This window comes from Herbaspirillum sp. GW822-FHT03A08, assembly GCF_058801885.1.
Genome location: NZ_JBXANR010000001.1, coordinates 52,223 through 78,974, shown reverse-complemented (window position 1 = coordinate 78,974; position 26,752 = coordinate 52,223). Strand labels below are relative to the sequence as shown.

At 57.8% G+C, this 26,752-nt stretch carries 29 protein-coding genes and 1 tRNA gene; 18 read left to right on the top strand and 12 right to left on the bottom strand.

Annotated features, from left to right (window positions below):
• Positions 1 to 4 precede the first annotated feature (4 nt).
• Entirely contained in the window at positions 5 to 472 is a 468-nt protein-coding gene (locus AC1RN6_RS00420; protein ID WP_050479609.1) for an Lrp/AsnC family transcriptional regulator, read from the bottom strand.
• A gap of 133 nt (positions 473 to 605) precedes the next feature.
• On the opposite strand from AC1RN6_RS00420, the gene ocd reads away from it, so the two are divergent.
• The 5 genes from ocd to AC1RN6_RS00395 all read left to right on the top strand — a co-directional run bounded on the left by ocd (position 606) and on the right by AC1RN6_RS00395 (position 5,215).
• Complete coding sequence (gene ocd / locus AC1RN6_RS00415; RefSeq protein ID WP_493002244.1) at positions 606 to 1,670, top strand: ornithine cyclodeaminase; 1,065 nt, start codon at positions 606 to 608, stop codon at positions 1,668 to 1,670.
• Positions 1,671 to 1,735: 65 nt separating this feature from the next.
• The gene (gene rocF, locus AC1RN6_RS00410) at positions 1,736 to 2,644 is read left to right on the top strand and encodes an arginase (protein WP_493002242.1); all 909 of its coding nucleotides are present in this window, start codon (positions 1,736 to 1,738) and stop codon (positions 2,642 to 2,644) included.
• 233 nt (positions 2,645 to 2,877) lie between these two features.
• Positions 2,878 to 3,657, top strand: coding sequence for a basic amino acid ABC transporter substrate-binding protein (locus AC1RN6_RS00405; RefSeq protein WP_493002240.1), 780 nt, complete (start codon positions 2,878 to 2,880; stop codon positions 3,655 to 3,657).
• An 86-nt stretch (positions 3,658 to 3,743) separates the two neighbouring features.
• The gene (locus AC1RN6_RS00400) at positions 3,744 to 4,496 is read left to right on the top strand and encodes an amino acid ABC transporter permease (protein WP_493002239.1); all 753 of its coding nucleotides are present in this window, start codon (positions 3,744 to 3,746) and stop codon (positions 4,494 to 4,496) included.
• Entirely contained in the window at positions 4,493 to 5,215 is a 723-nt protein-coding gene (locus tag AC1RN6_RS00395) for an amino acid ABC transporter ATP-binding protein (RefSeq protein WP_493002237.1), read from the top strand. Before AC1RN6_RS00400 ends, AC1RN6_RS00395 begins: the two co-directional genes overlap by 4 nt.
• A gap of 233 nt (positions 5,216 to 5,448) precedes the next feature.
• Here the strand turns inward: AC1RN6_RS00395 and AC1RN6_RS00390 are convergent, their stop codons facing one another.
• The 4 genes from AC1RN6_RS00390 to AC1RN6_RS00375 form a co-directional block, all read right to left on the bottom strand.
• Positions 5,449 to 6,483, bottom strand: coding sequence for a quinone-dependent dihydroorotate dehydrogenase (locus AC1RN6_RS00390; RefSeq protein WP_493002235.1), 1,035 nt, complete (start codon positions 6,481 to 6,483; stop codon positions 5,449 to 5,451).
• Between the two features lie 88 nt (positions 6,484 to 6,571).
• Positions 6,572 to 7,300 carry an arginyltransferase gene (locus AC1RN6_RS00385; RefSeq protein ID WP_493002233.1) on the bottom strand — a complete coding sequence of 243 codons (729 nt, stop codon included), beginning with the start codon at positions 7,298 to 7,300 and terminating at the stop codon, positions 6,572 to 6,574.
• A gap of 156 nt (positions 7,301 to 7,456) precedes the next feature.
• Positions 7,457 to 8,179 carry a leucyl/phenylalanyl-tRNA--protein transferase gene (gene aat / locus AC1RN6_RS00380; protein ID WP_493002232.1) on the bottom strand — a complete coding sequence of 241 codons (723 nt, stop codon included), beginning with the start codon at positions 8,177 to 8,179 and terminating at the stop codon, positions 7,457 to 7,459.
• 15 nt (positions 8,180 to 8,194) lie between these two features.
• Positions 8,195 to 8,770 carry an NUDIX hydrolase gene (locus AC1RN6_RS00375; RefSeq protein WP_493002231.1) on the bottom strand — a complete coding sequence of 192 codons (576 nt, stop codon included), beginning with the start codon at positions 8,768 to 8,770 and terminating at the stop codon, positions 8,195 to 8,197.
• 259 nt (positions 8,771 to 9,029) lie between these two features.
• On the opposite strand from AC1RN6_RS00375, the gene AC1RN6_RS00370 reads away from it, so the two are divergent.
• Positions 9,030 to 9,106 (top strand) — tRNA-Met (locus tag AC1RN6_RS00370).
• 162 nt (positions 9,107 to 9,268) lie between these two features.
• Here the strand turns inward: AC1RN6_RS00370 and AC1RN6_RS00365 are convergent.
• Positions 9,269 to 9,484: a hypothetical protein gene (locus tag AC1RN6_RS00365; protein ID WP_493002230.1), complete on the bottom strand. Its 216-nt coding sequence runs from the start codon at positions 9,482 to 9,484 to the stop codon at positions 9,269 to 9,271.
• Between the two features lie 162 nt (positions 9,485 to 9,646).
• Complete coding sequence (locus tag AC1RN6_RS00360) at positions 9,647 to 10,066, bottom strand: hypothetical protein (protein ID WP_493002229.1); 420 nt, start codon at positions 10,064 to 10,066, stop codon at positions 9,647 to 9,649.
• Between AC1RN6_RS00360 and aroQ the strand changes: the two genes are divergently transcribed.
• Positions 10,061 to 10,822 carry a gamma subclass chorismate mutase AroQ gene (gene aroQ, locus AC1RN6_RS00355; protein WP_493002228.1) on the top strand — a complete coding sequence of 254 codons (762 nt, stop codon included), beginning with the start codon at positions 10,061 to 10,063 and terminating at the stop codon, positions 10,820 to 10,822. The two genes, AC1RN6_RS00360 and aroQ, sit on opposite strands and share 6 nt — an antisense overlap.
• 38 nt (positions 10,823 to 10,860) lie before the next feature.
• On the opposite strand, the gene AC1RN6_RS00350 is transcribed toward aroQ, so the two are convergent.
• Positions 10,861 to 11,793, bottom strand: a complete 933-nt coding sequence (locus AC1RN6_RS00350; protein ID WP_493002227.1) for a M15 family metallopeptidase — start codon at positions 11,791 to 11,793, stop codon at positions 10,861 to 10,863.
• Between the two features lie 61 nt (positions 11,794 to 11,854).
• Between AC1RN6_RS00350 and AC1RN6_RS00345 the strand changes: the two genes are divergently transcribed.
• Positions 11,855 to 12,106, top strand: a complete 252-nt coding sequence (locus AC1RN6_RS00345; RefSeq protein WP_493002225.1) for a hypothetical protein — start codon at positions 11,855 to 11,857, stop codon at positions 12,104 to 12,106.
• Positions 12,107 to 12,424: 318 nt separating this feature from the next.
• Here the strand turns inward: AC1RN6_RS00345 and AC1RN6_RS00340 are convergent, their stop codons facing one another.
• Complete coding sequence (locus AC1RN6_RS00340) at positions 12,425 to 13,231, bottom strand: MetQ/NlpA family ABC transporter substrate-binding protein (protein ID WP_493002224.1); 807 nt, start codon at positions 13,229 to 13,231, stop codon at positions 12,425 to 12,427.
• 127 nt (positions 13,232 to 13,358) lie between these two features.
• Positions 13,359 to 14,141, bottom strand: coding sequence for a phosphodiester glycosidase family protein (locus AC1RN6_RS00335; protein ID WP_493002223.1), 783 nt, complete (start codon positions 14,139 to 14,141; stop codon positions 13,359 to 13,361).
• 514 nt (positions 14,142 to 14,655) lie between these two features.
• Between AC1RN6_RS00335 and AC1RN6_RS00330 the strand changes: the two genes are divergently transcribed.
• From AC1RN6_RS00330 to AC1RN6_RS00300, 7 genes are all read left to right on the top strand, one after another.
• Complete coding sequence (locus AC1RN6_RS00330) at positions 14,656 to 16,359, top strand: methyl-accepting chemotaxis protein (protein ID WP_493002222.1); 1,704 nt, start codon at positions 14,656 to 14,658, stop codon at positions 16,357 to 16,359.
• Positions 16,360 to 16,748: 389 nt separating this feature from the next.
• On the top strand, positions 16,749 to 17,888 hold the full coding sequence (locus tag AC1RN6_RS00325; RefSeq protein ID WP_493002221.1) for a branched-chain amino acid ABC transporter substrate-binding protein: 1,140 nt from the start codon (positions 16,749 to 16,751) through the stop codon (positions 17,886 to 17,888).
• Between the two features lie 104 nt (positions 17,889 to 17,992).
• Positions 17,993 to 18,919 (top strand): high-affinity branched-chain amino acid ABC transporter permease LivH, encoded by a 927-nt coding sequence (livH, locus tag AC1RN6_RS00320; protein ID WP_094564309.1) that lies wholly within the window; start codon positions 17,993 to 17,995, stop codon positions 18,917 to 18,919.
• The gene (locus AC1RN6_RS00315; RefSeq protein WP_493002220.1) at positions 18,919 to 20,145 is read left to right on the top strand and encodes a high-affinity branched-chain amino acid ABC transporter permease LivM; all 1,227 of its coding nucleotides are present in this window, start codon (positions 18,919 to 18,921) and stop codon (positions 20,143 to 20,145) included. Before livH ends, AC1RN6_RS00315 begins: the two co-directional genes overlap by 1 nt.
• Positions 20,142 to 20,918: a high-affinity branched-chain amino acid ABC transporter ATP-binding protein LivG gene (gene livG, locus AC1RN6_RS00310; RefSeq protein WP_493002219.1), complete on the top strand. Its 777-nt coding sequence runs from the start codon at positions 20,142 to 20,144 to the stop codon at positions 20,916 to 20,918. Before AC1RN6_RS00315 ends, livG begins: the two co-directional genes overlap by 4 nt.
• Positions 20,918 to 21,622 carry an ABC transporter ATP-binding protein gene (locus tag AC1RN6_RS00305; protein WP_493003473.1) on the top strand — a complete coding sequence of 235 codons (705 nt, stop codon included), beginning with the start codon at positions 20,918 to 20,920 and terminating at the stop codon, positions 21,620 to 21,622. The genes livG and AC1RN6_RS00305 overlap by 1 nt, the downstream gene beginning before the upstream one ends.
• Positions 21,623 to 21,878: 256 nt before the next feature.
• The gene (locus AC1RN6_RS00300; RefSeq protein ID WP_493002217.1) at positions 21,879 to 22,514 is read left to right on the top strand and encodes an FMN-binding negative transcriptional regulator; all 636 of its coding nucleotides are present in this window, start codon (positions 21,879 to 21,881) and stop codon (positions 22,512 to 22,514) included.
• 59 nt (positions 22,515 to 22,573) lie between these two features.
• Here AC1RN6_RS00300 and AC1RN6_RS00295 read toward each other — a convergent pair whose 3' ends face one another.
• Positions 22,574 to 22,861 (bottom strand): hypothetical protein, encoded by a 288-nt coding sequence (locus tag AC1RN6_RS00295; RefSeq protein WP_493002215.1) that lies wholly within the window; start codon positions 22,859 to 22,861, stop codon positions 22,574 to 22,576.
• A gap of 150 nt (positions 22,862 to 23,011) precedes the next feature.
• A complete protein-coding gene (gene hppD, locus AC1RN6_RS00290; RefSeq protein ID WP_493003471.1) occupies positions 23,012 to 24,106 on the bottom strand; it encodes a 4-hydroxyphenylpyruvate dioxygenase in 1,095 nt (364 codons plus the stop codon).
• A 179-nt stretch (positions 24,107 to 24,285) separates the two neighbouring features.
• Between hppD and AC1RN6_RS00285 the strand changes: the two genes are divergently transcribed.
• From AC1RN6_RS00285 to alkB, 3 genes are all read left to right on the top strand, one after another.
• Positions 24,286 to 24,804: an Lrp/AsnC family transcriptional regulator gene (locus AC1RN6_RS00285; protein WP_007882311.1), complete on the top strand. Its 519-nt coding sequence runs from the start codon at positions 24,286 to 24,288 to the stop codon at positions 24,802 to 24,804.
• 104 nt (positions 24,805 to 24,908) lie between these two features.
• Positions 24,909 to 26,027, top strand: coding sequence for a bifunctional DNA-binding transcriptional regulator/O6-methylguanine-DNA methyltransferase Ada (gene ada, locus AC1RN6_RS00280; protein ID WP_493002214.1), 1,119 nt, complete (start codon positions 24,909 to 24,911; stop codon positions 26,025 to 26,027).
• Positions 26,024 to 26,671 (top strand): DNA oxidative demethylase AlkB, encoded by a 648-nt coding sequence (gene alkB, locus AC1RN6_RS00275; RefSeq protein ID WP_493002213.1) that lies wholly within the window; start codon positions 26,024 to 26,026, stop codon positions 26,669 to 26,671. The genes ada and alkB overlap by 4 nt, the downstream gene beginning before the upstream one ends.
• Positions 26,672 to 26,752: the final 81 nt, after the last annotated feature.

The window sequence follows — 26,752 nt, the reverse complement described above, 5'->3', positions numbered from 1 at the left end:
CCGCTCAACGATCCTCCAGCGTGATCGGCAAGCCCGACTGCGGTTTGACTTCTTCGAGGCAAATCATGGAGCGCAGGCCGGCTACTCCCGGCACCTGCATCAGACGATCGGTCAAAAAATGCGACAGGCTCTTGAGGTCGTGCGACACCACCTTGAGCAGATAGTCGAAATCGCCGGAAATCGTGTAGCACTCGATGATTTCCGGAAACGCCCGGATTACGCTTTCCACTTCACGCACCTGCTTGAACTGGGCGCGATCGAGCGACAACGCCACGAACGCCGTCACGTCCAGTCCTACCGCAGGGGGCGAGACCAACGCCGCATACCGGCGAATCACCCCTTGTTCTTCCAGCACGCGCACGCGGCGCAGGCATTGCGGCGGCGACAGATGGATGTTTTCCGAGATGTCGACATTGCTCATGCGTCCGTCGTTTTGCAGCAATTCGAGGATCTTGACGTCGAGTTTGTCCATGGAATCTCCTTGTAATGAAATAAAGCTGCATAACTATCTCTTTATTTATAGGATAAAGAAAGCAAATTTCCAATGTTCATCTGTAAAATTTCTTGCATTGAAACAACGGCGGCGAGCAGTAACGCCGATCATCATGGTCAAGTACATCGGAACCCGGGAATTGCAGTCTTTCGTGGCCGCCCAGTCGGTGGAACGCGTCATTGACGCGCTGACGGGCTATATAAAAGCAGACTACTTGCGCTGGCAACAGTTCGACAAAACTGCACGCATGGCGAGTCATTCCACGGTAGGTGTGATCGAATTGATGCCGATTTCGGACGGCAGGCTGTATTCGTTCAAATATGTCAATGGCCATCCCAAGAACACCGCGCACGGCTTGCTGACGGTGACGGCATTCGGTGTGCTGGCCGATGTGGACAGCGGTTACCCGCGCCTGCTGAGCGAGTTGACGCTGACCACGGCCTTGCGCACGGCGGCGACTTCGGTACTGGCGGCGAAATACATGGCGCGCCGCAACAGCCGCGTGATGGCGCTGATCGGCAACGGCGCGCAGAGCGAGTTTCAGGCGATTGCGTTTCATTGCCTGCTGGGCATTGAAGAGTTGCGTGTGTTTGACGTCGATCCTGCGGCGACCGAGAAGTTGTGCCGTAATCTCGCCGCCTATCCGGCTTTGCGCTTGGTGCGCGCCGGCAGTGCAGCGGAAGCGGTGCGCGGCGCCGATATCGTCACCACCGTCACGGCAGACAAGCGCAATGCCGTCATCGTGACGCCGGACATGATCGAAGCCGGGATGCATCTCAACGCTGTCGGTGGCGACTGCCCCGGCAAGACCGAGTTGCACCGCGAGGTATTGGACAAGGCGCGCGTGATCGTGGAATTCGAGCCGCAGTCGCGCATCGAAGGTGAATTGCAGCAGATGCCGTCCGACTTCGCCGTGACCGAGCTGTGGCAAGTCTTGTCGGGCGAGGCGGCAGGGCGCAGCAGCGACACCGAGGTGACGGTGTTCGACTCGGTGGGTTTTGCGCTGGAGGATTTTTCCGCGTTGCGCTATCTCGACGAACAACTGAGCGGCGACGATGCACAATCCATCGATCTGGTGCCGGAACTGGCTGATCCTAAAAATTTGTACGGCGTTGCCCTGGGCGGCAAACCGGCTGTGCTGGACGTGCTGCAGAAAGCGGCTTTGCTGCATGCCTGATGTTCCGGCGCGACGGGCGATTTGCTCGATTTGATTTATCCGCTTCACTTGTTTAAGGAAATTACATGAAACAACTCAGACTGATTGGCGCACCTACCGACATCGGCGCCGGTCGTCGCGGCGCATCGATGGGGCCAGAAGCCCTGCGGGTGGCCAATCTTCAGCAGGCTTTGCAACAGCATGGCCTGGATGTGATGGATGGCGGCGACCTGATCGGTCCGGCCAATCCGCGGCAGGGACCGGTCGACGGTTTCCGTCATCTTGAACAAGTCGTTGCCTGGAACCGCAGCGTGCATGAAGCTGTGCACGCGACCTTGCAGCAGGGGCAGTTGCCGGTGCTGCTGGGCGGCGACCACGCGCTGGCGATCGGATCGATTGCGGCGGTAGCGCAATATTGCCGCGAGCAAGGCAAGAAGTTGCTGGTGCTGTGGCTGGATGCGCATGCCGACGCCAATACCAATACTTCGACGCCGACCGGCAATATCCACGGCATGCCTGTGACCTCTCTGCTGGGCATCGGCCCGGATCAACTGACCAGCATCGGCGGCCAGGTGCCTGCGCTGCTGCCGGACGCCATCCGCCAGATCGGCATTCGCAGCGTGGACCGCGAAGAAAAGCAGCATCTGCGCGAGCTAGGTCTGCGCGTCTACGACATGCGCCATATCGACGAACACGGCATGCGAGTGACTATGGAGCAGGCGTTGGCCGGCATCGACGCCGACACCCATCTGCATGTCAGCTTCGACATCGACTTTCTCGATCCGGCGGTGGCGCCGGGTGTGGGGACGGCGGTGCCGGGCGGCCCGACTTACCGGGAAACCCAGCTTTGCATGGAGATGATTGCCGATACAGGGCGTCTCGCATCGCTGGACGTGATGGAGCTCAACCCCGCGTGCGACGTGCGCAACCAGACCGCGGAGCTGGTTGTCGAGCTGGTGGAGAGTTTGTTTGGCAAATCTACACTTATTCGATAAAAAAGCGACAATTTGTCAGTTGACGGATCGAGGCATACGCCGGATCATGTCGGGTTTCGCGCGCGAAGCGCACCCGGCATGACTTCCGGCAATTTGCACAAATGCGAGCCGGTGTCGGGTGGCAAATCCGGGCAGTCTTAAGAAAGCACCAGGAATTCGTTTTACCAGTGCCATTGTTTTGGCATGTTTCATCAACAAAAGCTTCACTACAGCTTCACCTCAGGGAGAAAACCATGTCGTTCAAGAAATTTGTCGTGCTCGCCAGCAGCGTTCTCGCGCTGACACTGTCCGCCACCGCAACTCAGGCAGCCGACCAGACTTACGTCGTCGGCGCCGGCGGCACTTACCGCCCATTTGAGTTCGAAACGCCGAAGAAGGAACTGGTCGGCTTCGACATCGACATCATCAAGGCTATCGCGAAGGCGTCCGGCTTCCAGATCAAGCTGGTCAGCACGCCGTGGGAAGGCATTTTTGCCACCCTGGGCCAGGGCGACCGCGACATCATCATCTCCGGCATCACCATCACTGAAAAGCGCGCCCAGATGGTCGACTTTTCGCTGCCTTACTTCCCGGCCGAGCAAGTCATCATCACCGGTTCCGGCTCCAAGGTTGCGGCACTGGCTGACCTGAAGAAGCTGCAAGTGGGCGTGGTCAACTCGACCGCAGGCGACATCGTCCTGTCGGAAGAAGTCGGCAAGTCCAGCACCGCGATCCACCGTTTCGACAACACTCCGCTGATGCTGGAAGAACTGTACCGCGGCGGCGTTGATGCAGCGATCGGCGACGTCGGCGTGATCAAGTTCTACATCAAGAGCCATCCGGAGAAGCAATTCAAGGTGGTCAGCGACGCCAAGTTCACACGCCAGTACTTCGGTATCGCCGTGAAAAAGGGCAACAAGGAACTGCAAGACAAGATCAACGCCGGTCTGAAGAAGATCGTTGCCGATGGCACTTACGCCAAGATCTACAAGGAATGGTTCGACGCCAACGTCCCGACACTGCCGTTGCAATAATCAGCAATCCGCGCATCTAAGTATTTCTTTTCAATGCCCACGTTCTCTTTGCAGACCGTGGGCAGATTTTTACCCGGATTGCATTCATGAATTCTTTCTTTCAATGGGAAATCATCGGCGAGTACCTGCCCCTGTTTGTCGAGGGCACGTGGATGACCATCAAGGCCGCGGTCATTTGCGTGATCGCCGGTACCTGCTGGGGCCTGGTGCTGGGTGTCGGCCGTCTGGCCGAGGCGCGTCATGGCTTCTGGAAATATTTCCTGCGTTACGCGGTGCAATGGCCGATACGCTTTTACGTCAGTTTCCTGCGCGGCACGCCGTTGTTCGTGCAGATCCTGCTGATCCACTTCGCGCTCATGCCGATGCTGATCAATCCGAGCGGCGGCCTGATTCTGAGCGGCGACATCGCGCGTGAAATCCGTTCGCAATACGGCGCGTTTGCGTCGGCGGTGCTGGCGATTACGCTGAACTCCGGCGCATACGTCTCCGAGATCTTCCGCGCCGGCATCCAGTCGATTGACCGCGGCCAGAGCGAAGCATCGCGCTCGCTCGGCATGACCTACATGCAGACGCTGCGCAAGGTGGTGTTGCCGCAGGCGTTCCGCCGCATGCTGCCGCCGTTGGGCAACAATGCAATCGCGATCGTCAAGGATTCCTCGCTGGCCTCGGCCATCGGTCTGGCGGAGCTGGCATATGCCGCACGCACGGTGTCCGGCGCGTATGCGCGTTACTGGGAGCCGTACCTGACGATCTCATTGATTTACTGGGCGATTACCTTGCTGCTGTCGGCATTTGTCCGTCACCTCGAAACACGCTACGGCAAAGGAGATGCACGATGATCAGCGTCAAGCAATTGCAAAAGCAGTACGGCCAAGCGCATATCCTGCGCGGCATCGACTGCGAGATCAAAGAGAGCGAAGTGGTGTGCGTGATCGGTCCTTCGGGTTCCGGCAAGAGTACATTCCTGCGCTGCCTTAACGGCCTGGAAGAAGCGACTGACGGCGAGATCTTCATCGACGGCGTCAAGGTCAACGATCCCAAGGTCGACCTGAACACGCTGCGCGCCGGCCTGGGCATGGTGTTCCAGCGCTTCAACCTGTTCCCGCACATGTCGGTGCTGGAAAACCTGATCATGGCGCCGATGCAGGTGAAAAAGCTGTCGCGCCGCGAGGCGGTGCTGGTGGCCGAGAAGCTGCTGCAGAAGGTCGGCTTGCTGGACAAGATCGACGCCTTCCCGAACCAGCTCTCCGGCGGTCAGCAACAGCGTGTGGCGATCGCCCGCGCGCTGGCGATGGAGCCGAAGGTCATGCTGTTCGATGAACCGACTTCCGCACTCGATCCTGAGCTGGTCGGTGAAGTGCTGACGGTGATGAAGACGCTGGCCGAAGAAGGCATGACCATGGTCGTGGTCACGCATGAGATGGGTTTTGCGCGCGAGGTGTCGGATCGCGTGCTGTTTATCGATCAGGGCGTGATCATGGAAGAAGGTCCGCCGCAGCAAGTATTGGGTGAGCCGAAGAATGAACGCACCCGCGATTTCCTGCGCAAGGTGCTGTAACGACAACCTTATAGGTCGTGGTCCTGGCGAAAGTCAGGATCCAGCGTCGTTGAAGTGTGCTGGGGCATGAAGTTTTTGCCGGCATTGTAACGACGCTGGGTCCCAGCGTGCGCTGGGAGGATGGGTTGAAGGATTGAGTTTGGATCGAGTTTGCGGCGTCTCGCACGCAATAAAAAACCGCCATTGCACGCAAATGCAATGGCGGTTTTTTTACGTCAGTCGAATCGGCCGGATCAGCGTAGTGCGTCCGCGCATTCCTTGACCAGTGCCGGACCGCGGTAGATCAGGCCGGAGTATAGCTGCACCAGCGACGCACCGGCTTGCATCTTGGCCTTGGCATTGCTGCCGCTGAGGATCCCGCCCACGCCGATGATCGGCAGCGCATCGCCCAGTTCAGCCTTGAGGCCGCGCACCACTTGATTCGACAGTTCAAACACCGGCGCGCCGGACAGGCCGCCGGCTTCTTCACCATGCTGCAAGCCTTTGACGGCATCGCGCGTGATGGTGGTGTTGGTGGCGATAACGCCGTCGAGCTTGTGGCGCAGCAGCGCATCGGCGATGTTCTTGATTTGTTCGGCGTCGATGTCCGGTGCGATCTTCAATGCGACCGGGACATAACGCTTGTGCTTGTCGGCCAGGCGCAGTTGCGCTTCCTTGAGTTGCGACAACAGGGCGTCCAGCTCGGATGCGCCTTGCAGCTGGCGCAGGTTCTTGGTGTTGGGCGAGGAGATGTTGACGGTCACATAGCTGGCGTAGGGATAGACTTTTTCCAGGCAGTGCAGGTAATCGTCGGCGGCGCGTTCGATCGGGGTGTCGGCGTTCTTGCCGATGTTCAGGCCCAGCACGCCTTGCTTGCCCTGATAGAAGCGCGAGCCCTGCACGTTGGCGACGAAGGCGTCGACGCCGCCGTTGTTGAAACCCATGCGGTTGATGATCGCGTGCGCGGCCGGCAGGCGGAACATGCGCGGCTTTGGATTGCCCGGTTGCGCGCGCGGCGTGACCGTGCCGATTTCAATCGAGCCGAAGCCAAGCGCGGCCAGGCCGTCGATGTAGGAGCCGTCCTTGTCCAGGCCGGCGGCCAGGCCGACCGGATTGGGGAAGGTGATGCCCATCACGGTGCGCGGATCGGCGGCAGGCTTGCTGATGAAGCCGGTCAGGCCGAGCGCGGCGGCGCGGCGCAGGGCGGGCAAGGTCAGGTGGTGAGCGGATTCTGCGTCGAGGGAGAACAGCAGCGGACGGGCGAGGGCGTAGAGGAGTTTATCGGACACGATGAGTCGGCTAGAGGGAAAAGTGCCGCTATTTTAACGTGTCCGGTGTGCTTTTCCGTTGAAAAGACAGGCGGGACTAATCGAGCAACTAATCGCGCAACTCGGCCCAGTTGCCGTTCTGCAATGCTTCCAGCGGCCGGAAGTTGGTCTTGTAGGCCATCTTGGCGCTTTCCTTGATCCAGTAGCCCAGATAGACATACGGGATCCCCAACTGGCGGGCTTGCTCGATTTGCCACAGGATGTTGTAGGTGCCGTAGGACGAGCCTTCGACATCCGGATCGTAGAAGGTGTACACCGATGACAATCCGTCATCAAGCACGTCGATGATACTGACCATGCGCAGCATGCCGCCGGGTTCGCGGAACTCGACCAGGCGCGTGTTGACCTTGCTTTGCAGCAGGAACTGCGCGTACTGGTCGCGGCTGTCCTGATCCATGCCGCCGCCGGCGTGACGTACGGACTGATAGCGCAGGTAGAGCTCGTAATGTTCGTAGGCGTAGGTCAGGTTGGTGACCAGCGTCACCAGTTGTTGATTCTTTGTCCAGGCGCGGCGCTGGCTGCGGTTGGGAACGAATTCTGCCGTCTTGATGCGCACCGGCGTACAGGCCTGGCAACCGTCGCAATACGGGCGGTAGGTAAAGATGCCGCTGCGGCGGAAACCGGTCTTGACCAGTTCGGAATAGACGTCGGCGTTGATCAGATGCGAAGGGGTGGCGACTTGCGAGCGGGCTTGCTGGTTATCGAGATAGCTGCATGGGTAGGGAGCCGTCGCATAAAACTGCAACGTGGAAAACGGCAGGTCTTTAAGGTGCGTCATGTGCGTCCTGTGGTGTCCTGTAATGCAGTCGCTGGCATCAATTCGTTGTGCTTGCCGCAATAGTGTCGGTGTAACAAATTCGTCATGATTACCAGTAATTTACACTACTTTCCCGAACCAGTAACTGGGTCCGCCGAATGGGTTTTTACGCAACATTCACGGCTTGGTGAGCAGGTCCAGCGGATGCCAGAAAGTGATCTGCGGCGCTTCGATAGCCTGGTGTAAATGCCTGAGAAAGTCCTTGCGTGGTATCGGCGCCGCGCCCAGTGAGGCCAGATGCGGGGTTTCCTGCTGGCAGTCGATCATCTGCACGCCATGCTGGCGCAGGAAATGCACCAGATACGCCAGCGCAACCTTGGAGGCATCAGATACGCGCGCGAACATCGATTCGCCATAGAACATCTGGCCGATGGAGACGCCATAAGCACCGCCTACGAGTTTGCCGTCCAGCCAGACCTCGGCTGAATGTGCATAGCCGGCGCGATGCAATCCGCAATAGCCGTCGACGATGTCTTTTGAAATCCAGGTGCCGGCGTCATCCTTGCGCGGCGCAGCGCAGGCGCGCATCACTTCGCGGAAAGCCGAGTCGAATCGGACTTCCCAGCGGGCATCGGTATGGCGGCTGCGCTCGATCTTGCGCAGGGTTTTTTTAAGGCTGTCGGAGATGATGAAGCGGTCGGTGTACAGCACCATGCGGGGATCGGTGCTCCACCACAGGATGGGCTGACCTTCGGAGAACCAGGGAAAAATGCCGTGACGATAAGCATTGAGCAGACGCTGCGGCGACAGATCGGCGCCTGCAGCCAGCAAGCCGGCCGGCTCGGTCAGCGCCTTGGAGACATCCGGGAAGGGAGAATCGACATCCAGCCAGGAAATCATGCGTGGTCCCCGAGACTAATCAGGTTGCATCATGCGTTTGCGGATATCGTCGGTATGCAGGCCGAAACTGCCATCGCCTGTCCTGACCTTGGACAGATCCGCAAAGTAGGAGCGCAGAGTGTATTCGACCGTAGGGAAGGCAATCTCCGACCAGGGGATATCTTCTTCCCTGAACAAGGCGACTTCCAGGCTTTCAGTGCCAGCGGCGTAATCGAGGTCGAGCAGCTCGGCCAGGTAAAAGAAATGCACCTGATGTACATGCGGCACATTGATGAGCGAGAACAGCGGGCCGAGCCGGATGCGGGCGCCGGCTTCTTCTTCCGTTTCGCGCGCGGCGGCGTCGGTGGTGGTTTCGCCATTTTCCATGAAGCCGGCAGGCAGGGTCCAGTAACCGTGACGCGGCTCGATGGCGCGGCGGCACAGCAGCACGCGCAATTCACCGTCGCGTTCCCAGACCGGGATGGAGCCAACCACCATCTTCGGATTTTGATAATGAATGGCGCCGCAATTGCCGCACACGAAGCGCGGACGATTGTCATCGGGAGGAATCTGCAGAGATACCGGATGAGCGCATTCAGAACAAAATTTCATAAAAGACGGTCGACGTATTTTTGTAGGAATAATTGACGGCGATCAGGCGCCATCGCGTGATAGGTGATTCATGCCAAAGTGCGGGTAGAAGTGTATCACTGTCGCCTGTAGGGAGACTCTTTTATCGGCGGTGACGCCAGCGGGCTCGTTATACAGGTGACCGGAGCACGCGATGCCTGGACGAAAGCCGGCAGAGGAAAGAATTCGAGCAATCGGTTTGCATAGTTCGTGGATATGTCGTATAATCTTTTTCTTCAGACGCGGGGTGGAGCAGTCTGGCAGCTCGTCGGGCTCATAACCCGAAGGTCGTAGGTTCAAATCCTGCCCCCGCAACCAAATTTGTCTAAAACCGTTGATAGCCTTGGCTCTCAGCGGTTTTTTGCATTTCACGGCAGCATTTTTGCGATGTATGCGTAGCCGCCTCAGTATCGATAGCAACAAAAAAAGCCACGCGAACGTGGCTTTCGTATTTACGGCACCGACAGCGCCGATACTGACTCAGCCGCTGACTTTGGTACCGTCGGCGTTTTGAGCGACAGCAGTGACGGAGCTTGAATTGCTTTGCTTCGTCGCTGTGTTGGTATCAGTCTTGATATCGCCGCCGGCACTGGCCATGACCTTGGCGAAATCTACGGTCGATGGTTTGTGTTTGGCGACTTGTTGCGCGTGTGCAGCTGTCGCTGCATTGGAAGAAGAAACGGTATTGATCGTCATGGTGTACCCCTCTGATGAAGAAACGAATTCTGTGGTCGATCCAGCGAAGCCAGTATAGGGGAGGAAAACGCTTCGTCTCATGACGTGCGGAATAACTTACACAGCTTTACCTTTATGACGGAGGACGTTTTTCTTAACAAGCGCAAAGAATTGCGAGGGGCATCAGCCGAGGCGGACGAGTGGATTGCGGCTTGTGTCGGCTGACGAGAGCGGGGTGTTTGTTTTGCGCGTCGCTGTTTGTGCATATTTCATCGTCAATGCTGGCGGAGTGCCATCGATGGACTCGCCGTCCATTTGCTGCATTTCGCGATAGGCAGCTTGTGCCGCCTTGCGATAAGCGGGGGATTCGCGGCGTCGCTGTTCTGCCGCCAAGTCCAGCATCTCACGATAGGCACGCTGCGCTTCCCTGCGATAGACAGGTGTATGGCTTGTGACTTTCTTCCGTACCGGTGTTGAAGCGTGGTGCGGCGTGACGGGCGCGCTGGGCTTGGCAAGCACATTGGTGCTGCGATCAGGGCGTGTCAGCCACGCCAGTAAAACGGGCAGCAACAGGACAGGCCAGATAAGAAAAACGATTTGCATGGTGGCATTGCAAGATGGAATAAGATGCCTTGCATTGTGGAGACGGGCGCGTCTGCGACATATAGGAAAAATCTCAAAGTACGGACTACTAAGGCATTGCGGCAGCGAGAAGAGACTTGCTCGGGGCGGTGGGATAAGAACAAGGACAGGAAAAATATCAGGATGACATCACGATTGAAAATAAATGGCTTGCTGGTCTGGCTCTGGCGCGTGGCCGCGATTTCGCTGCTGTTGTCGGCATGCCAGACAATACCGGCTGGCATCCCGGCCGAGGAACAGCAGAAAATCGACCGTCTGCTGACACTGATGGATCAGCGCCTGAACGTCGCGGTCATGGTGGCGCAGTCAAAATGGAATTCGGGCGCGCCCATCAACGATCCCGTGCGTGAACAGAAAATCCTGGATGATCTGAGTGTCTCACTGAACAGTGCAAGCGATGGCGAAAAATCATTCATGCGGCGTTTTTTTCAGGCGCAATTCGACGCAGGCAAGTTTATTCAATTGGATTTGCACACGCGGTGGCGCAAGGAAAAGCACGAACGCTTTGCCGCACCTCCAGATCTGGCGCGAGACATCCGGCCCGAGCTGGATCGGCTGACGCCTTTGCTGATCGATGCGCTCAACCAGACGCTGCCTTTGCTCAAGCAGGCATCGGCACGGCAATACTTGCAGCAACGCAGTGAGGTGCTGGTACGTGGCGATGCGGACGGCGCCGCACGGCGTGAAGCGGTTCAGGTGTTGCTCGAGATGCGCTAAACGCGCCGTATTAAGCGCGTCACATCATTTTCTCACGCTCAGCGTTTGCTTTTTCCCGCACAGGCCTTGCGTCGTAACGTCAGATTTGCAATGGTATTGCCGGACACGCAGGCCGCATACGTGTTGGCGTAAGAAGAGAATTCGCGGCGAGCTTCCTGCAACGGCAGACTCAGCAAATGAGCGATGAAGTCCCGGCTGCCGATTTCGAAATGCTGATAGTCGATCGGCTGCTTCCAGTTGCCGCCCCAGATCATGAATCCATGCCTGAAAAAAATGTCCTGCACCTCTTCGGCCATACCCGCACGCATGGGTGTGCGTGACTGATATTGCCCGCGCGCAGCAAGCGGCAGCACAACGAGTTGCTTGCCGGCGTCTTTACCGATGTAGGGGTTTTGCAGCGGATTGATATCGATGGCGACGCCGTAGGCATGTTTGGACCACGCGCTGCCGCCGGTCATCGGACGGCCGTTGAAAGCAGAGGTGTTGTTGTCCGCCATCGACGCTTCGTCGTCACCCTGATACGCCTCCAGGGATCTCGCTTTATGGAGCGGGAATCCACGTTGCAGCAGTGCATCGAAGATAGCTTGCACTTGCGGTGCGACGACATCCAGTACGACGACATTGCCGTCGTCATTGCGGTGTCCTGCAAAGTCCTGATAGGAAAATGAAACTTGCATCATCCGACCGCATTTGACCGGGTTCTCTGCGCTGATGACTTTGTTGCTTTGCATCGTTGCGCATTGTTCGCTTGTCAATGGCGTGATCTCTGCGTGCGCCGAGATTGGCAGAAGCAGTAGTGCAAAGGAAACAATGCAAAAAGCGGCGGTCGATATCGGATATGAAGGTTTATTCGGCATGCGGAGGCGAAGAGGGAATTGTCGGAATGGATTGTCGCGAAAGCTTACGCAAAGAATGGCCATTCTCCTACAAGATGGGGCCTGCCGGGCGGGAACAATTGAACGTGAGCGCATCTAAATTTGTGCATGCAGTCACTTGTGTTCAACTTGTATTCAATAACTTCTTGGAGGAACTATGTTAGTACGTCACGCAGTGTTAGCTTCTGTCATGTTCACCGCCTTGCTGGCGGGCTGTAACAAACGCGATGAGGCTCCGGCCGCACCAGCAGCGAGCGATTCGTCGGCCGCCACGCCTGCACCGGCTACACCGACGCCGCCGGCCATGACGCCGCCGCCAGCCCCGGCAGGTGATGCCAAGCCTGCAGATGCCGCACCACCTGCAACACCACCGGCTGACAACGCAACCAATACTGACAAGAAGCCTTAATGCATAAGCATTGAGACTTTGATCAGACGGGTTTGAGCAACGCCCATGCGGGAGCAATCCGGCATGGGCGTTTTAGCGTGTGCAACAAATGAAACGAAACAAATTTTGGAAGTGTTTAGAAGAAGTGCGAACTTTGTGACAGCAGGCGACTCCTAAAAATGGTTGAACTGTTCCTTCAACCTCCCTCTTGAAAGGGAATTTGGCCCGCAGTCTATTGCTGCGGGTCTTTTTTCTTCTGGTGCAACATCATCATCGCCATGACGTTGTGAGCGGTACCCTCGTACCGCCACTGTCACCGCATATCGCCAACGATACTGCTTAGAATGCCGGTACCAGGGATCCCTTGAATTCCGCTTCGATGAATTTACGTACTTCGTCCGACTGGTATGCCTTCACCAGTTTCTTCGCCCACGGTTTGTCCTTGTCTTCCACGCGCGTCACGATCAGATTGGCGTAGCGGCCCTTGGCGTCTTCGACCGCGATGGTGTCGCGCTGCAGGGACAGGCCGGCCTTGAACGCGTAATCGTTGTTGATCGAAGCCGCTGCGAGATCGTCGAGCGAACGCGGCAGTTGCGCGGCATCCAGTTCCACCAGCTTGAGCTTCTTGGGATTTTCGATGACGTCCAGCGGTGTGGCATTGACGCCGTTTTCACCGACGCCGGGTTTGAGTTTGATCAGGCCGGATTTTTGCAGGAGCAGCAGGGCGCGGTTGCCGTTGGAAGGATCATTCTGGATGCCGATGCTGGCGCCTTGCGGCAATTGATCGACCGTCTTGTATTTCTTGGAATAGATGCCCAGCGGCGCCGTAATCGTCAGGCCGACCGGGACCAGCTTGTAGCCGCGCGTCTTGATCTGGCTGTCGAGGAAGGGTTTGTGCTGAAAGGCGTTGGCGTCGAGATCGCCGGCGGCAAGCGCCTCGTTCGGTTGCAGATAGTCGCTGAAGGTAATGATCTGGATGTCGAGACCGTCGCGCGCGGCAACGCGTTTTACCACTTCAAACGTCTGCTCGGAATTGCCGACCGACACGCCGACTTTGATTTTTGTTTTGTCCTGTGCCGAAACGGCGTTGGCGCCCAGCGTGAGGACTGCGAATAATACGGATGCGGAAATCGACCAGCGGCGCATTTTTTCTCCCGATGTTGTATGCGAATATGGGCCATCAAAGGCAAGGCGGGATGGTCACACAAGGCTTATTCGAGGAGAACGAATGATTTTGCATGTCGATATGCGATAAGTGTCATCCGTGCCGGCGCTACTTCTCCACGCCGATGATGGCGCCGAAGGACGGGCCGATGTCTGCTTCCAGCGAGGGATAAATGCGTGAAATGCTGCCGTCCAGGTAAAGCGCGTCGACGCAGTGCAGTTTGTCACGCAAAAACTGGGCGAAGTCGTAGAAGGTGATGGGATTTCTCGCCATGACCAGCACGATCTTTTTCGCGGGATCGATGCAGGCGGCATTGCGCACGAACAGGTTGATGGAGCCGGGATCGAAGGCGGCGTTGATTTCTCCGTTGCGCAGCATGATCGGCCCCGACTGCGTGGCGTACAGCGCATGTGACAACCAGCGGGATCGGTCGCTGTCGACGCTGGCGGTGTCGACAATCCGGGCCTGTTTTTCTTCCACGATAAAGACGCCGTTCGGCTGCAGGTAGAAGTTGCCGTAGGCGTTCTGGCGCGTATTGAGTTTGCGCAGCATGACGCCGTTCTCTATGTACAGGCCGAGCGGACGCCGGTCTTTATCGTAAATGCCGGCATTGGTGGCACAGAACAGATCCTTGCCCTGCGGCCGCAGCCAGGCGCGCAAATTGGAGAAGGTGCCGAAGACATTGCCCGACGGGTCTTTCCAGTACATGCGCAAGGCATCTTGCTGAGGATCGATATGGCAAGCCGTGACGCTGATCTGGTTGTAGCGGTATTGCCGGATTTCCGCCGCCTGAACCGTGAACTGTGTGGCCGTCCATATTGCCGCAGCGACGGAGAAGAACGGACCTGCATGTCTGAGGAAATCGGTGATCTGGCGCAAAGGCTGGAGCATGCAGGGATGAAGGTAAAAGTAATTGTAAATGGCGGTTAAGCGCGCTAAAGAAACCGGGTATGTTGCCGTAAATCATCTCATCGTCAATGTTTCAGGAAATAACGCACTTTCGTACCACGCACCCAGACCATGCCTGAATCGCCGCAACAGGCAATGAATCCCTGACGCTGTATCCGACTCGCCGTTGTCTCCGTGATGACGCGGAGGGTGTTGCTGCGCGCTGTGATTGCGACGGGCGGCATATCGAACTGAAATATTGTATTCGGCAAAACAGCATCCCGATGAGTTATCCCGATGCGGAAAGAAAATAAATTTAAATCTGCACGCCGGCCTTGTGCAAGCAGGCAAGCGATGCAGGTGAACAGAAAGTCGTTATGAACCATCAATACGGAAGCCGGCGAGCAGTCCTCCATCGCCGGCAAGCCATCATCGCAACAGGGGCAGCCATAGCCCCGAAGCCGCCTTCCTGCTCAGATCGCGTCCTCCCTCCCTCTACGATTACAAAGAGCACATCATGAAATGGTTTTATAACCTTAAGATCGCCCACAAGCTTGTTATCTCGTTTGTCGCGGTATTGATCCTGACGATCATCCTCGGCCTGTTTTCGATCGGCCAACTGAGCCGCGTCAACCAGGCATCGACCGACATCAGCACCAACTGGCTGCCGGCAGTGCGCGCAGCCTTGCAGATGAAGACCACTCTGAGTCGGATTCGCGTCGCGGAATTGCAGCATATCCAGTCGGACAATGAAAAAGACTTCGACATGTATGAGAAGTCGATTGAGTCGCAGATTGCGCAATTCAAGAAGTTCGACGACATATACGCCAGTCTGATTTCGGAACCGGAAGAAAAGACCGTCTATCCGGAATTCAAAAAAAACCTCAGCGCTTATTTTGCCGAAAACAAGAAGATCCTGATGCTGGCGCGCAGCGGTCTCAATGACGAGGCCCGATTGCTGATTCGTGGCGACTCCACCAAACTTTATATCGCCATGGCTGCTCAGTTGGATCGTCTGAGTCAGATCAACGAGGCCGGCAGTGCAAAAGCGGATGAGACCGCGACATCGACCTATGAAGCCGCGCGCATCTGGATCGTGGTTCTGTTGGCCGCCAGCGTCGCGCTAGGTTTGCTGCTGGCGTTCTGGGTCGCAGGGATTGTGTCGCGTCCGCTGACTGCCGCGGTGGGAATTGCCCGGCGCGTGGCCGGCGGCGACCTCACGGCGCAGATTGAAGTCCGTTCGCGTGACGAGACCGGCCAACTGATGCAAGCACTGAAAGCGATGAACGACAGCTTGCTCAACATCGTGTCGCAGGTGCGTACCGGCACCGACACGATCGCCACGGCATCGACCCAGATCGCCAGCGGCAATCTCGATCTGTCCAGCCGCACGGAAGAGCAGGCCAGCTCACTGGAAGAAACCGCATCGTCGATGGAAGAGCTGACTTCCACGGTCAAGCAAAATGCCGATAACGCCCGTCAAGCCAATCAACTGGCAGTCTCGGCATCGGAAGTGGCGGTACAGGGCGGCGGCGTAGTCGGACAGGTGGTCGATACCATGGGTGCCATCAACGAATCGTCGAAGAAAATTGTCGACATCATCAGCGTCATCGACGGCATCGCTTTCCAAACCAACATCCTGGCGCTGAATGCTGCGGTGGAAGCCGCGCGCGCCGGCGAACAAGGCCGCGGCTTTGCGGTCGTCGCATCGGAAGTGCGCAGCCTCGCGCAGCGCTCTGCCAGCGCAGCAAAGGAAATTAAGGAACTCATCAGCAATTCCGTTGAAAAAGTGGACTTCGGCAGTAGGCTGGTGGAGCAGGCCGGCGCCACGATGGCGGAAGTAGTGGCGAGTGTGCGCCGCGTGACTGACATCGTCGCTGAGATCACCGCTGCCAGCCAGGAACAGAGCGCGGGTATCGAACAGGTCAATCAGGCCATCGCGCAAATGGATGAAGTGACGCAGCAAAATGCGGCGCTGGTGGAGGAGGCCGCTGCTGCCGCGCAATCGTTGCAGGATCAGGCGGCCAATTTGTCCGAGGTGGTCAGCGTCTTCAAGATCGATCAGCAGCAACTGCAGGCGACATCCGCAGCGAAGGCTGCGAACAACGCCAAGCGCACGATCGACATTACGCCGCGCTCGAAGGGGATTCCTGCCAAGCGCGCGTCCATGCCGGTCATTCCCAAGGCGGCCGAGAGTGAGGCTGACTGGGAGCAGTTCTAAAACGATTCCCGGCCGTTGAACGTTTCAGCCGGATCTGCAAAAAACGCCGCCTGAGTGTGCCCGGCGCGGCGTTTTTTCATGCGAGCAGGAGGCCGGAGCGTGATAGTGAGGTGCAGCGCAACAAGAGCATATTTGGAAATATCGATTAAAAATTTTTGTTTTTTGAATAAAAAGTGTGCGAAATATTCTCGTGATGCGCAAAAATAGCAAATACAGGGTCGTTCGCATAAAAAAAGCTGTCGTATATGACGGAAATGTTACACTCCTGCCCCATAGCGCCAGCATCGGTAAAGATGCAGCGCTTTGTTCATACTTTGTTCATATGTAACGTCTGCTCAATGTTGTTGCCGGCCAGAGCCGCAACGAATAAATATATTGGAGGAAATTCAATGAAATCCGTATTCCCTTTGAACCGCCTGACAAAAATCGCCATGGCCGTTGGTGTCGTCGCATCCGCAGTTTCGTTCGCCGGCACAGCCCAGGCTGAAACAGTGAAGATCGCGATCGCCGGCCCGATGACTGGTGCGGTGGCCCAGTACGGCGACATGGTCAAAGCCGGTGCACTGACCGCAATCGAGCAAATCAATGCAGCCGGCGGCGCCGGCGGCAACAAGTTTGAAGCCGTCCTGATGGATGACGCCTGCGAGCCGAAGCAAGCAGTTGCCGTCGCCAACAAGATCGTCAGCCAAGGCATCAAGTTCGTGATCGGTCACGTCTGCTCGGGTTCGACCATCCCTGCATCCGACATCTATGAAAACGAAGGCGTCGTGATGATCACGCCGTCGGCGACTGCGCCTCAGCTGACTGAAGCCAAGCCGCACAAATATATCTTCCGCACCATCGGCCGCGACGACCAGCAAGGTCCTGCCGCCGCCAAGTACGTGGTTGAAAAGCTGAAGCCAAAGAAGGCTGCCGTCCTGCACGACAAGCAATCTTACGGTCAAGGCGTGGCGACTTCGGTCAAGGCCGGCCTGGAAGCGGCAAAGATTCCAGTCGTCGTGTTTGAAGGCGTGAACGCCGGCGACAGCGACTACTCCGCCGTCATCACCAAGCTGAAATCGCAAGGCGTAGACTTCGTCTACTTCGGCGGCTATCACCCTGAAATGGGTCTGATCATGCGCCAGGCGCGCGAACAAGGCGTCAAGGCCGTGTTCATGGGTCCTGAAGGCGTCGGCAACAAGGACATCACGGCCATCGCCGGCCCTGCTTCCGAAGGCATGCTGGTCACACTGCCGGCCGACTTTGCTGCCGATCCTGCCAATGCTGCACTGGTCAAGGCTTTCGCTGCACAAAAACGCGATCCTAACGGCCCGTTCCAGATGCCTGCTTACTCGGGTGTGAAGGTGATTGCCGATGCGATCACCGCCACCAAGTCGACTGATCCGACCAAGGTTGCAGCGTACATCCACGCCAATTCCTTCAAGACACCGATCGGCACTGTGGAATACGACAAGAAGGGCGACCTGAAGTCGTTCAAGTTTGTCGTCTTCACCTGGCACAAAGACGCAACGAAGACTGAAGCCAAGTAATTTTTTCTCCGGCTTGCAGTAGTCGTCCATACTGACGTCCCATGCAAAATGCCCCATTGCGGTAAGAATGGGGCATTTGCACATCTATATTTGCCAAGTTTCCTATGAATGAACTGCTCCCACAACTGACCCAGCAGCTCGTCAACGGGCTGAGCCTGGGTGCGATCTATGCATTGATCGCCATCGGTTACACCATGGTCTACGGGATCATCGGCATGATCAATTTCGCGCACGGCGAAATTTACATGATCGGTTCCTACGTTGGCCTGGTGACGCTTACCGCCATCGGCGTGCAGGCGGGTTATCCCTTGCCGCTGTTGCTCGGCGCTGCGTTGATCGTCTCCGTGGTGGTCACCGGCCTGTACGGCTGGACCGTCGAACGCGTCGCTTATCGTCCGCTGCGCGGCGGACCGCGCCTGGTGCCGCTGATCTCAGCCATCGGCATGTCGATCTTCCTGCAGAACTACGTGCAGATCGGCCAGGGTTCGCGCGACATGTCCGTGCCTGTCCTGATTTCCGGCGCGCTGGAATTCCAGATGGGCAGCGACTTTACGGTCACTATTCCTTATTCCCGCATGATCATCGTCGGCGTCACGCTGCTGCTGATGGTCGGCCTGACGCTGTTCATTGCGCGTTCGCGCATGGGTCGCGCCTGCCGCGCATGTGCCGAAGACATGGGCATGGCCAATCTGCTCGGCATCGATACCAACCGCGTGATTTCCTTCACCTTCGTGCTGGGTGCGATGCTGGCGGCGGTCGGCGGCGTGCTGATTGCACTGACCATCGGTAAGCTTAATCCCTACATCGGTTTCATCGCCGGCATCAAGGCGTTCACTGCTGCCGTGCTGGGCGGGATCGGCAGCATTCCCGGCGCGATGCTGGGCGGTGTGCTGCTGGGACTGGCCGAGACATTCGCTGCGGGTTACCTGCCGGCTGAATACAAGGATGTGGTGTCCTTCGCCTTGCTGGTCCTCATCCTCTTGTTCCGTCCCACAGGTTTGCTGGGCAAGCCGGACGTGGAGAAAGTCTGATGCCTGTTACTTTTAAAAACGCCGTGGCGGCGGCGATCCTGACCGCCATTCTGACCACGCCGCTGCTGGGCCTGCAATTGCAGCTAGAAGGTTACCGTGTGGTCTTGCAGGCGCACTGGACGCCGGTGCTGATCGCGGTGCTGGCGGTGTTCGTGTTCCAGCTGATCAAGCCGACTCTGACGCGCAGCACCAAGGGTGTGCGTCTGCCTGCATTGCCGAAGCTGCAGCCGCGGCAACAGAAATACGCCTTGCTGGTGCTGTTCGCGATTGCGCTGGTGTGGCCGTTCTTCGGTTCGCGCGGCAACGTCGACGTGGTGACCCTGGCTTTGATTTACGTGATCCTGGGCCTCGGCCTGAACATTGTGGTCGGCTTTGCCGGTCTGCTGGATCTGGGCTATGTCGGTTTCTATGCGGTCGGTGGTTACACCTATGCGTTGCTCAACCAGTACTTCGGTTTTACCTTCTGGGAGTGTCTGCCGATTGCTGCCGGCATGTCGGCCTTATTCGGCTTCATCCTCGGTTTCCCGGTACTGCGTTTGCGTGGAGATTATCTGGCGATCGTGACCCTGGGCTTCGGTGAAATCATCCGTCTGCTGCTCAACAACCTGACCTCGCTGACCGGCGGTCCGGATGGCGTGTCCGGTATTCCGAAACCGACCGTGTTCGGCATCGAAATGGCGCGTAGCGCCAGCGTCGAAGGCGGCACGACTTTCCATGAAATGCTCGGCCTGACGTATCAGGGCAGCCACATGGTGATCTTCCTGTATTTCGTCGCCTTGCTGCTGGTGCTGTTTACTTACTTCGTGACCAGCCGCCTGATCCGCATGCCGATGGGACGCGCCTGGGAAGCGCTGCGCGACGACGAAATCGCCTGCCGCTCGCTGGGCATCAATCCGACCAAGATCAAGCTGTCCGCATTCACGCTGGGCGCGGCGTTTGCCGGTCTGGCTGGCAGCTTCTTCGCCGCGCGCCAGGGGCTGGTGAATCCGGAATCCTTTACCTTCATCGAATCGGCGCTGATCCTGGCGATCGTGGTGCTGGGCGGCATGGGTTCGCAGCTGGGTGTGATTCTGGCGGCGATTCTGCTGACGATTTTGCCGGAAGTGGCGCGCAGTTTTGCGGAATACCGCATGCTGATTTTTGGTCTGGTGATGGTATTGATGATGATGTGGCGTCCGCAGGGCTTGTTGCCGGCAACGCGTCCTCACGTGGAGCTGCCGCGATGACGACGACTAATACTACTTTGCTGCAGGTCTCGGATCTGTCGATGCGCTTCGGCGGTTTGCTGGCGGTCGACGGTGTGTCGCTGTCGGTGATGGACAAGGAAGTTTTTGCCATCATCGGCCCTAACGGCGCCGGCAAGACCACCGTCTTCAACTGCATCAGCGGCTTCTACCAGCCGACCACCGGCGACATCAGCCTGGGCGGTGCGTCGATTGCGCGCAAGCCCAGCCACGTCGTGGCGCAACAGGGACTGGTGCGCACCTTCCAGAATATCCGGTTGTTCAAGACTCTGACCGTGGTGGAGAACCTGCTGGTGGCCCAACACAATCAGGTCAACAACAATCTGGTGTCCGGTTTATTGAAGCTGCCCGGATATCGCCGCGCCGAGAAGGAGGCGCTGGATCGCGCCGCCTACTGGCTCGACCAGTTGGGTCTGACTGCGCTGGCCAACCGCGAAGCCGGCACCTTGTCGTATGGTTTGCAGCGCCGCGTCGAGATCGCGCGCTGCATGATCACCAAGCCGCGCCTGCTGCTGCTGGACGAACCCGCGGCCGGCCTCAATCCGCAAGAGAAGCAGGAGCTGCAGCAGCTCATCGACACGCTGCGCCGTGAACACGGCGTGGCAGTCCTGCTGATCGAACACGACATGAGCCTGATCATGGGCATCTCCGACCGCATTCTGGTGATGGAGCACGGCAAGCCTATCGTCATCGGCACGCCGGATCAGGTGCGCAATGACGAGCGCGTGATCAAAGCTTACCTGGGAGAAGAATGATGTTGCAGTTTGAACAGGTACATACCCACTACGGCGCCATCGAAGCGCTGCATGGCGTATCGCTGAATGTGGAGCAGGGCGAGATCGTCACGCTGATCGGCGCCAACGGCGCAGGCAAGACCACCTTGCTGATGACCTTGTGCGGCAAGCCGCGTGCATCGAGTGGCAAGATCGTCTTTGAAGGCCAGGATATCACCCAGCGTGCGACGCACGAAATCATGCGCATGGGCATGGCGATTTCGCCCGAAGGCCGTCGTGTTTTCCCAAGCCTGACCGTACTGGAAAATCTCAAGATGGGCGCGTTTTTCGCCACGAATGAGCAAATTGAAGAGGGCGTGCAGTACGTCTTTGGTTTGTTCCCTCGTCTGAAGGAGCGTACCAACCAGCGCGCCGGCACCATGTCCGGCGGCGAGCAGCAGATGCTGGCGATCGGCCGTGCGCTGATGAGCAAGCCACGTTTGCTGTTGCTGGATGAGCCGACGCTGGGTCTGGCGCCGCTGGTGATTGCGCAAATCTTCGACATCATTCGCACCATTCGCGACAACGGCGTGACGGTGTTCCTTGTCGAGCAAAACGCCAACAAGGCGCTGGGTGTAGCCGACCGCGGCTATGTACTGGAAAACGGCCATGTAGTACTTGCCGACACCGGCGTTAATCTGCTTGCTAATGATGCTGTGCGCAAGGCGTATCTGGGACACGCATGATGCGCTGATCCAGTGCTTTGATGCAGCAATGCAACGATTGCGGGTCCGCACCTCACAAAGGTCCGGACCCGTAATTTTTTTCTGAAGCAGCTTGCACTGAGGTTTGTCGAGTTTGCTGCACGCAGGCCAGGCATTGTCGATTATTTTGCCCGCTATAAAAAACTTCCCCGGTCGGTTACAGTAGGCTGCTGCAAGGCGTGTATTTTTTGTTCACGCATCTTATGTCCGCCGTACCGATCATCGCAAGGGAAAACACGTGTACCTACCCAGCCATTTCGCCGAATCCGACCTTCAGGTCTTGCACCGTCTGATGCAGGACCATCCTTTGTCGACACTGATTACGCAGACGTCGTCCGGTCTGGACGCCAATCATATTCCGCTGATCTTGAGCGCCGACGAGGGGGAGCATGGCATTCTGCGCGGACACGTGGCGCGTGCCAATCCGGTCTGGAAGGACTACGTTGCGACAACCGAAGTCCTTGCGGTCTTTCAGGGGGCAGACGCCTACATCTCGCCATCCTGGTACCCCACAAAGAAAGAAAACGGCAAAGCCGTGCCTACATGGAATTATGCCGTTGTGCATGCCAGCGGTCCCTTGCGCATCATCGACGACGCCGAATGGCTGCGCGCGCTGGTCACCAGGCTGACGACGCATCATGAAGCCGCAATGGCGCAGCCATGGTCAGTCAGCGACGCGCCGGCGGACTATATCGACAAGATGATCAGCGCCATCGTCGGCATCGAAATCCCGATCACCAAGCTGGTTGGTAAATGGAAGGTCAGCCAGAATCAGCCGGTGCAAAACCGCGCCGGCGTTGTTGACGGCTTGCTCAGCGGAATACAGCCGAATGCTGCTGCGATGGCTGCGTTGGTGGCGAGCAAAAAAGACTGAAGCAGAGGACGGAAGGAATAAAGAGGCTGCGCTGAAATCGCAGTTTCTTCTGCAGGTTTTCAGGCGTTGCTGGTAGCGACTGACAGCACGACGCTGAGATAGCTGCTGCTGCGATTGCGGCTGCGCGCTTTCTCTTTTTCCAGGCGGAAGATTTCCTGATAATGCGCCTGGATGCGTTGACGCAGCTGGTTCAGGTCTTGTTCGGAGATGGATGACAGCATTTGCTGTAATTGCCGTTGCAACTCACGAATCTGGCGGGTCAATTGCTGGATGCGCTCGGAAATATCCTCGACGACGGCAGAAGCGGCGTTGGCGGCGTATTTTCCAAATTGAGCGCTGGCAGGCATGGTGTTCCCTCGCAGAAGTAGTACTTCCTTTTACGTCCATCCCGGCGATTTCTTGAGGGCAAGGCAAAAATAAGGCGGCGTACCGGATTTCCCGGAACGCCGCCATGGAATTGTCTTTTTATTAATTTTGAGGCGGGAAGATCAACCTGCTCAGATCACGCCACGGCGAATCTGATCCAGTTCGATCGATTCGAACAGCGCCTTGAAATTGCCTTCGCCAAAACCATCATTGCCCTTGCGCTGGATGATCTCGAAGAAAATCGGGCCGATCAGCGTCTGCGTAAAAATCTGCAGCAGCAGACCCTGGCCTTCGGTCGGCGCACCGTCGATCAGGATCTTCAGTTCGCGCAGCGCGGCCAGGTCTTCCTTGTGGCCGGGGATGCGGCGCTCCACCAGATCGTAATAAGTGTTGATGGTGTCTTGCAGCGGGACCTGGCGTTGGTACAGCGTGCGCACGGTCTGGTAGATGTCGTCGGTGCCCAGCGCAATGTGCTGGATGCCTTCGCCGTTGTACTGCTTGATGAATTCTTCGATCTGCGATTTGTCGTCAGCGCTTTCGTTGATCGGAATACGGATCTTGCCGCAAGGGCTGGTCATGGCACGCGATTTCAGGCCGGTCATCTTGCCTTCGATGTCGAAATACTTGATCTCGCGGAAGTTGAACAGACGCTCGTAAAAGGATGACCATTTATCCATCGCGCCGCGCACCACGTTGTGCGTCAGGTGATCGATGTAGGTCAGGCCGACGCCGACAGGATGGCGTTCGACGTTGGGGAAGAATTCAAAATCGATGTCGTAGATCGAACCGCGCTCGCCGTAGCGGTCCACCAGATACAGCAGCGAGCCGCCGATGCCCTTGATGGCGGGGATGTTCAGCTCCATCGGGCCGAGCTTGGCTGGCACGCCTTCGGCACCCATTTCCAGCGCGCGCTTATAGACTGCTGCCGCATCCTTGACGCGGAAGGCCATGGCGTTGACGGAGGCGCCGTGCACCTTGGCGAATTCGGTGGCGTTGCTGTCCGGCTCCGCATTCAGGATGAAGTTGATCTGGCCTTGGCGGTACAGTGTGACGTTCTTGGAGCGGTGACGCGCTACGGCGGAGAATCCCATCGATTCCAGCACGGTGGCGATCGGCATGGGGTCCAGCGCCGCATATTCGACGAACTCGAAACCGTCGGTGCCCATCGGATTGTCGAACAAATCGGTGGCGCTGCGGGTGGAAGTGATCTGCGTGGCTTGGCCCATCATGGTCTCCTGGAGTGTGGGGCAGGGCAGGCGCCTTGTGAACGCCTTGCACCGGCTGCGTGCTGGGTAATGTATGAATCCAGTTTATTGCAGGAGATGCGCAAAATGTGATTGTTATTTCCACATTTGTCGCTGTATGATGCACAAATTGTTCAAAATAATGGGGAAAAGAGGGCGATATGAGCACAATCACCGTAGATCGGTTTGATCTGGCCTTGCTGGCGGAGTTGCAGCGTGACGGTCACATCACCAACAGCGCTCTCGGCCAGAAAGTGCACCTGTCGACTTCCCAGATCAGCAGGCGCGTGCAGCGTCTGGAAGAAGCGCACGTCATTGAGCGCTATACCGCAGTGCTGGATCCTGCTGTCGTCGGTCTCGGCGTCACGGCGTTCACCAATGTCACACTCGACCGCCAGGGTGAAACGCGCGGCGATCAGTTCGAGAAAGCGGTGCAGAGCATGCCCGAAATCATGGAGTGCTTTTCCATCACGGGCGAAGCGGATTATATCCTGCGCATCGTCGCGCCAGATCTGGCGGCGTTTTCCGAGTTCATGATGACGCGCCTGCTGCGCCTGCCGGGCGTGACCAACGTCAAGTCCAATATCACCATGAAACAGATCAAACACTCGCACGTGCTGCCGCTGGATCACGTCACGCAACCGGCGCAAAGCCGCCAGCGGATCAAGTTTTCGTCCTGATTTTCGCTTCAGAAAACAACACCGGATTTGAAAGCAAGGCCCGGAGTGTCGGACTGGTTTGGGATTTTTATACTGCGATGACCGTGTAACCAAAAGGTGTCATCATGTTTAGTATGAATACCCGCAAGTCCATTTTATCCGCTCCTGTTTCCCGGCTCGCCGCCAGCCTCGACGACGAGCGCTGGCAGGCCGTCACGCAGCGCGACAAAGCCGCCGACGGCACGTTCTATTACGCTGTGCGCACCACCGGGGTGTATTGCCGTCCGTCGTGTCCTTCGCGTCAGGCTCGACGGGAAAACGTCGCCTTCTACGATACCGGCGCATTGGCGGAACAAGCCGGCTTTCGCGCCTGCAAACGCTGCAAACCGAACGAAGCTGCACTGGCTGAGCGTCAGGCGCAGGCCATCGCCGCAGTCTGTCGCGCTATCGAGCAGGCGGAGGATTTGCCTTCGCTGGATGATCTGGCGCAGATCGCCGGCATGAGCCGCTTCCACTTTCATCGCGTCTTCAAAGAAAAAACCGGTGTCACGCCCAAGGCGTACGCCGCAGCTCACCGGGCTCACCGTTTACGCCAGGGCCTGGTGCAGAGCGACACCGTCACTAATGCCATGTATGACGCCGGCTTCAATTCCAGCGGACGCTTTTATGCAGAATCCACCGGGCGGCTGGGCATGACGCCGAGCGCCTATCGCAGCGGCGGCAGCGGTGCGCAAATTCATTTTGCGGTGGCGCAGTGCTGGCTGGGTGCAATCCTGGTGGCGACCACTGCCAAGGGCGTTTGCGCGATCACGCTGGGCGACGATCCGGATCAGCTGGTGCGCGATCTGCAGGATCAATTTCCGCAGGCGGAGCTGATCGGCGGCGATGCGGAATTTGAAAAACTGATCGCCAAAGTGATCGGTTTCATCGAATCGCCGCAAGGCGATCTCAACCTGCCGCTCGATGTGCGCGGCACGGCTTTCCAGCAACGCGTATGGCAAGCCTTGCGCGAGATCCCGGCCGGCGCGCGCGTGACATATTCCGATATTGCGCAGCGCATCGGCAAACCATCTGCCGTACGCGCCGTAGCCAGTGCCTGTGCGTCCAACGCCATTGCCGTGCTGATCCCGTGCCATCGCGTGGTGCGCATGGATGGCTCGCTGTCGGGTTACCGCTGGGGTGTTGAGCGGAAGAAGGCTTTGCTGGAAAAAGAGGGCGAGGGAGAAGGAGCAGGGCTGTCATGACCGGCGATCTGTTCGCTGCCTTGCGCGTACCGTCCATCGAACGAATCGACGACGGCGCGGCATGGCTGCGTGCTTTCGCCGACGAGCAAGCGACCGCATTGATGCAAGCCATTGAGCAGGTGACTGCGCAAGCGCCGTTCCGGCAGATGCAGACGCCGGGCGGTTACACCATGTCGGTGGCAATGAGCAATTGCGGCGAACTCGGCTGGGTCACGGATCGGCGCGGCTACCGCTATCAGCGTGACGATCCGCTGTCGCAACAGCCGTGGCCTGCGATGCCGGAAGTGTTCATTGAATTGGCTGTGAAGGCGGCAACGGCAGCCGGCTTCGACAACTTCATGCCGGATGCCTGTCTGATCAATCGCTACGTCCCCGGTGCGCGCATGTCGCTGCATCAGGACAAGAACGAAGGTGACATGACGGAGCCTATCGTATCGGTGTCGCTGGGATTGCCGGCGATCTTTCTTTTCGGCGGCAGCGAGCGCGCCGACAAGCCGCTGCGCATGCGGCTGGAAAGCGGCGACGTGGTGGTGTGGGGCGGTCCGGCGCGTTTGAGTTTCCATGGTGTCGACACGTTGATGGAGGGCGTGCACGAGTTGACCGGCACGTGTCGCTACAACCTGACTTTTCGCAAGGCCGCATAAAGCCTGAATCTTGTATGGTGCCCGGCGACGCGACCCAAAATGGGGCGCCAAAAGACAAACCAGGCCAACAGGTCTAAAATT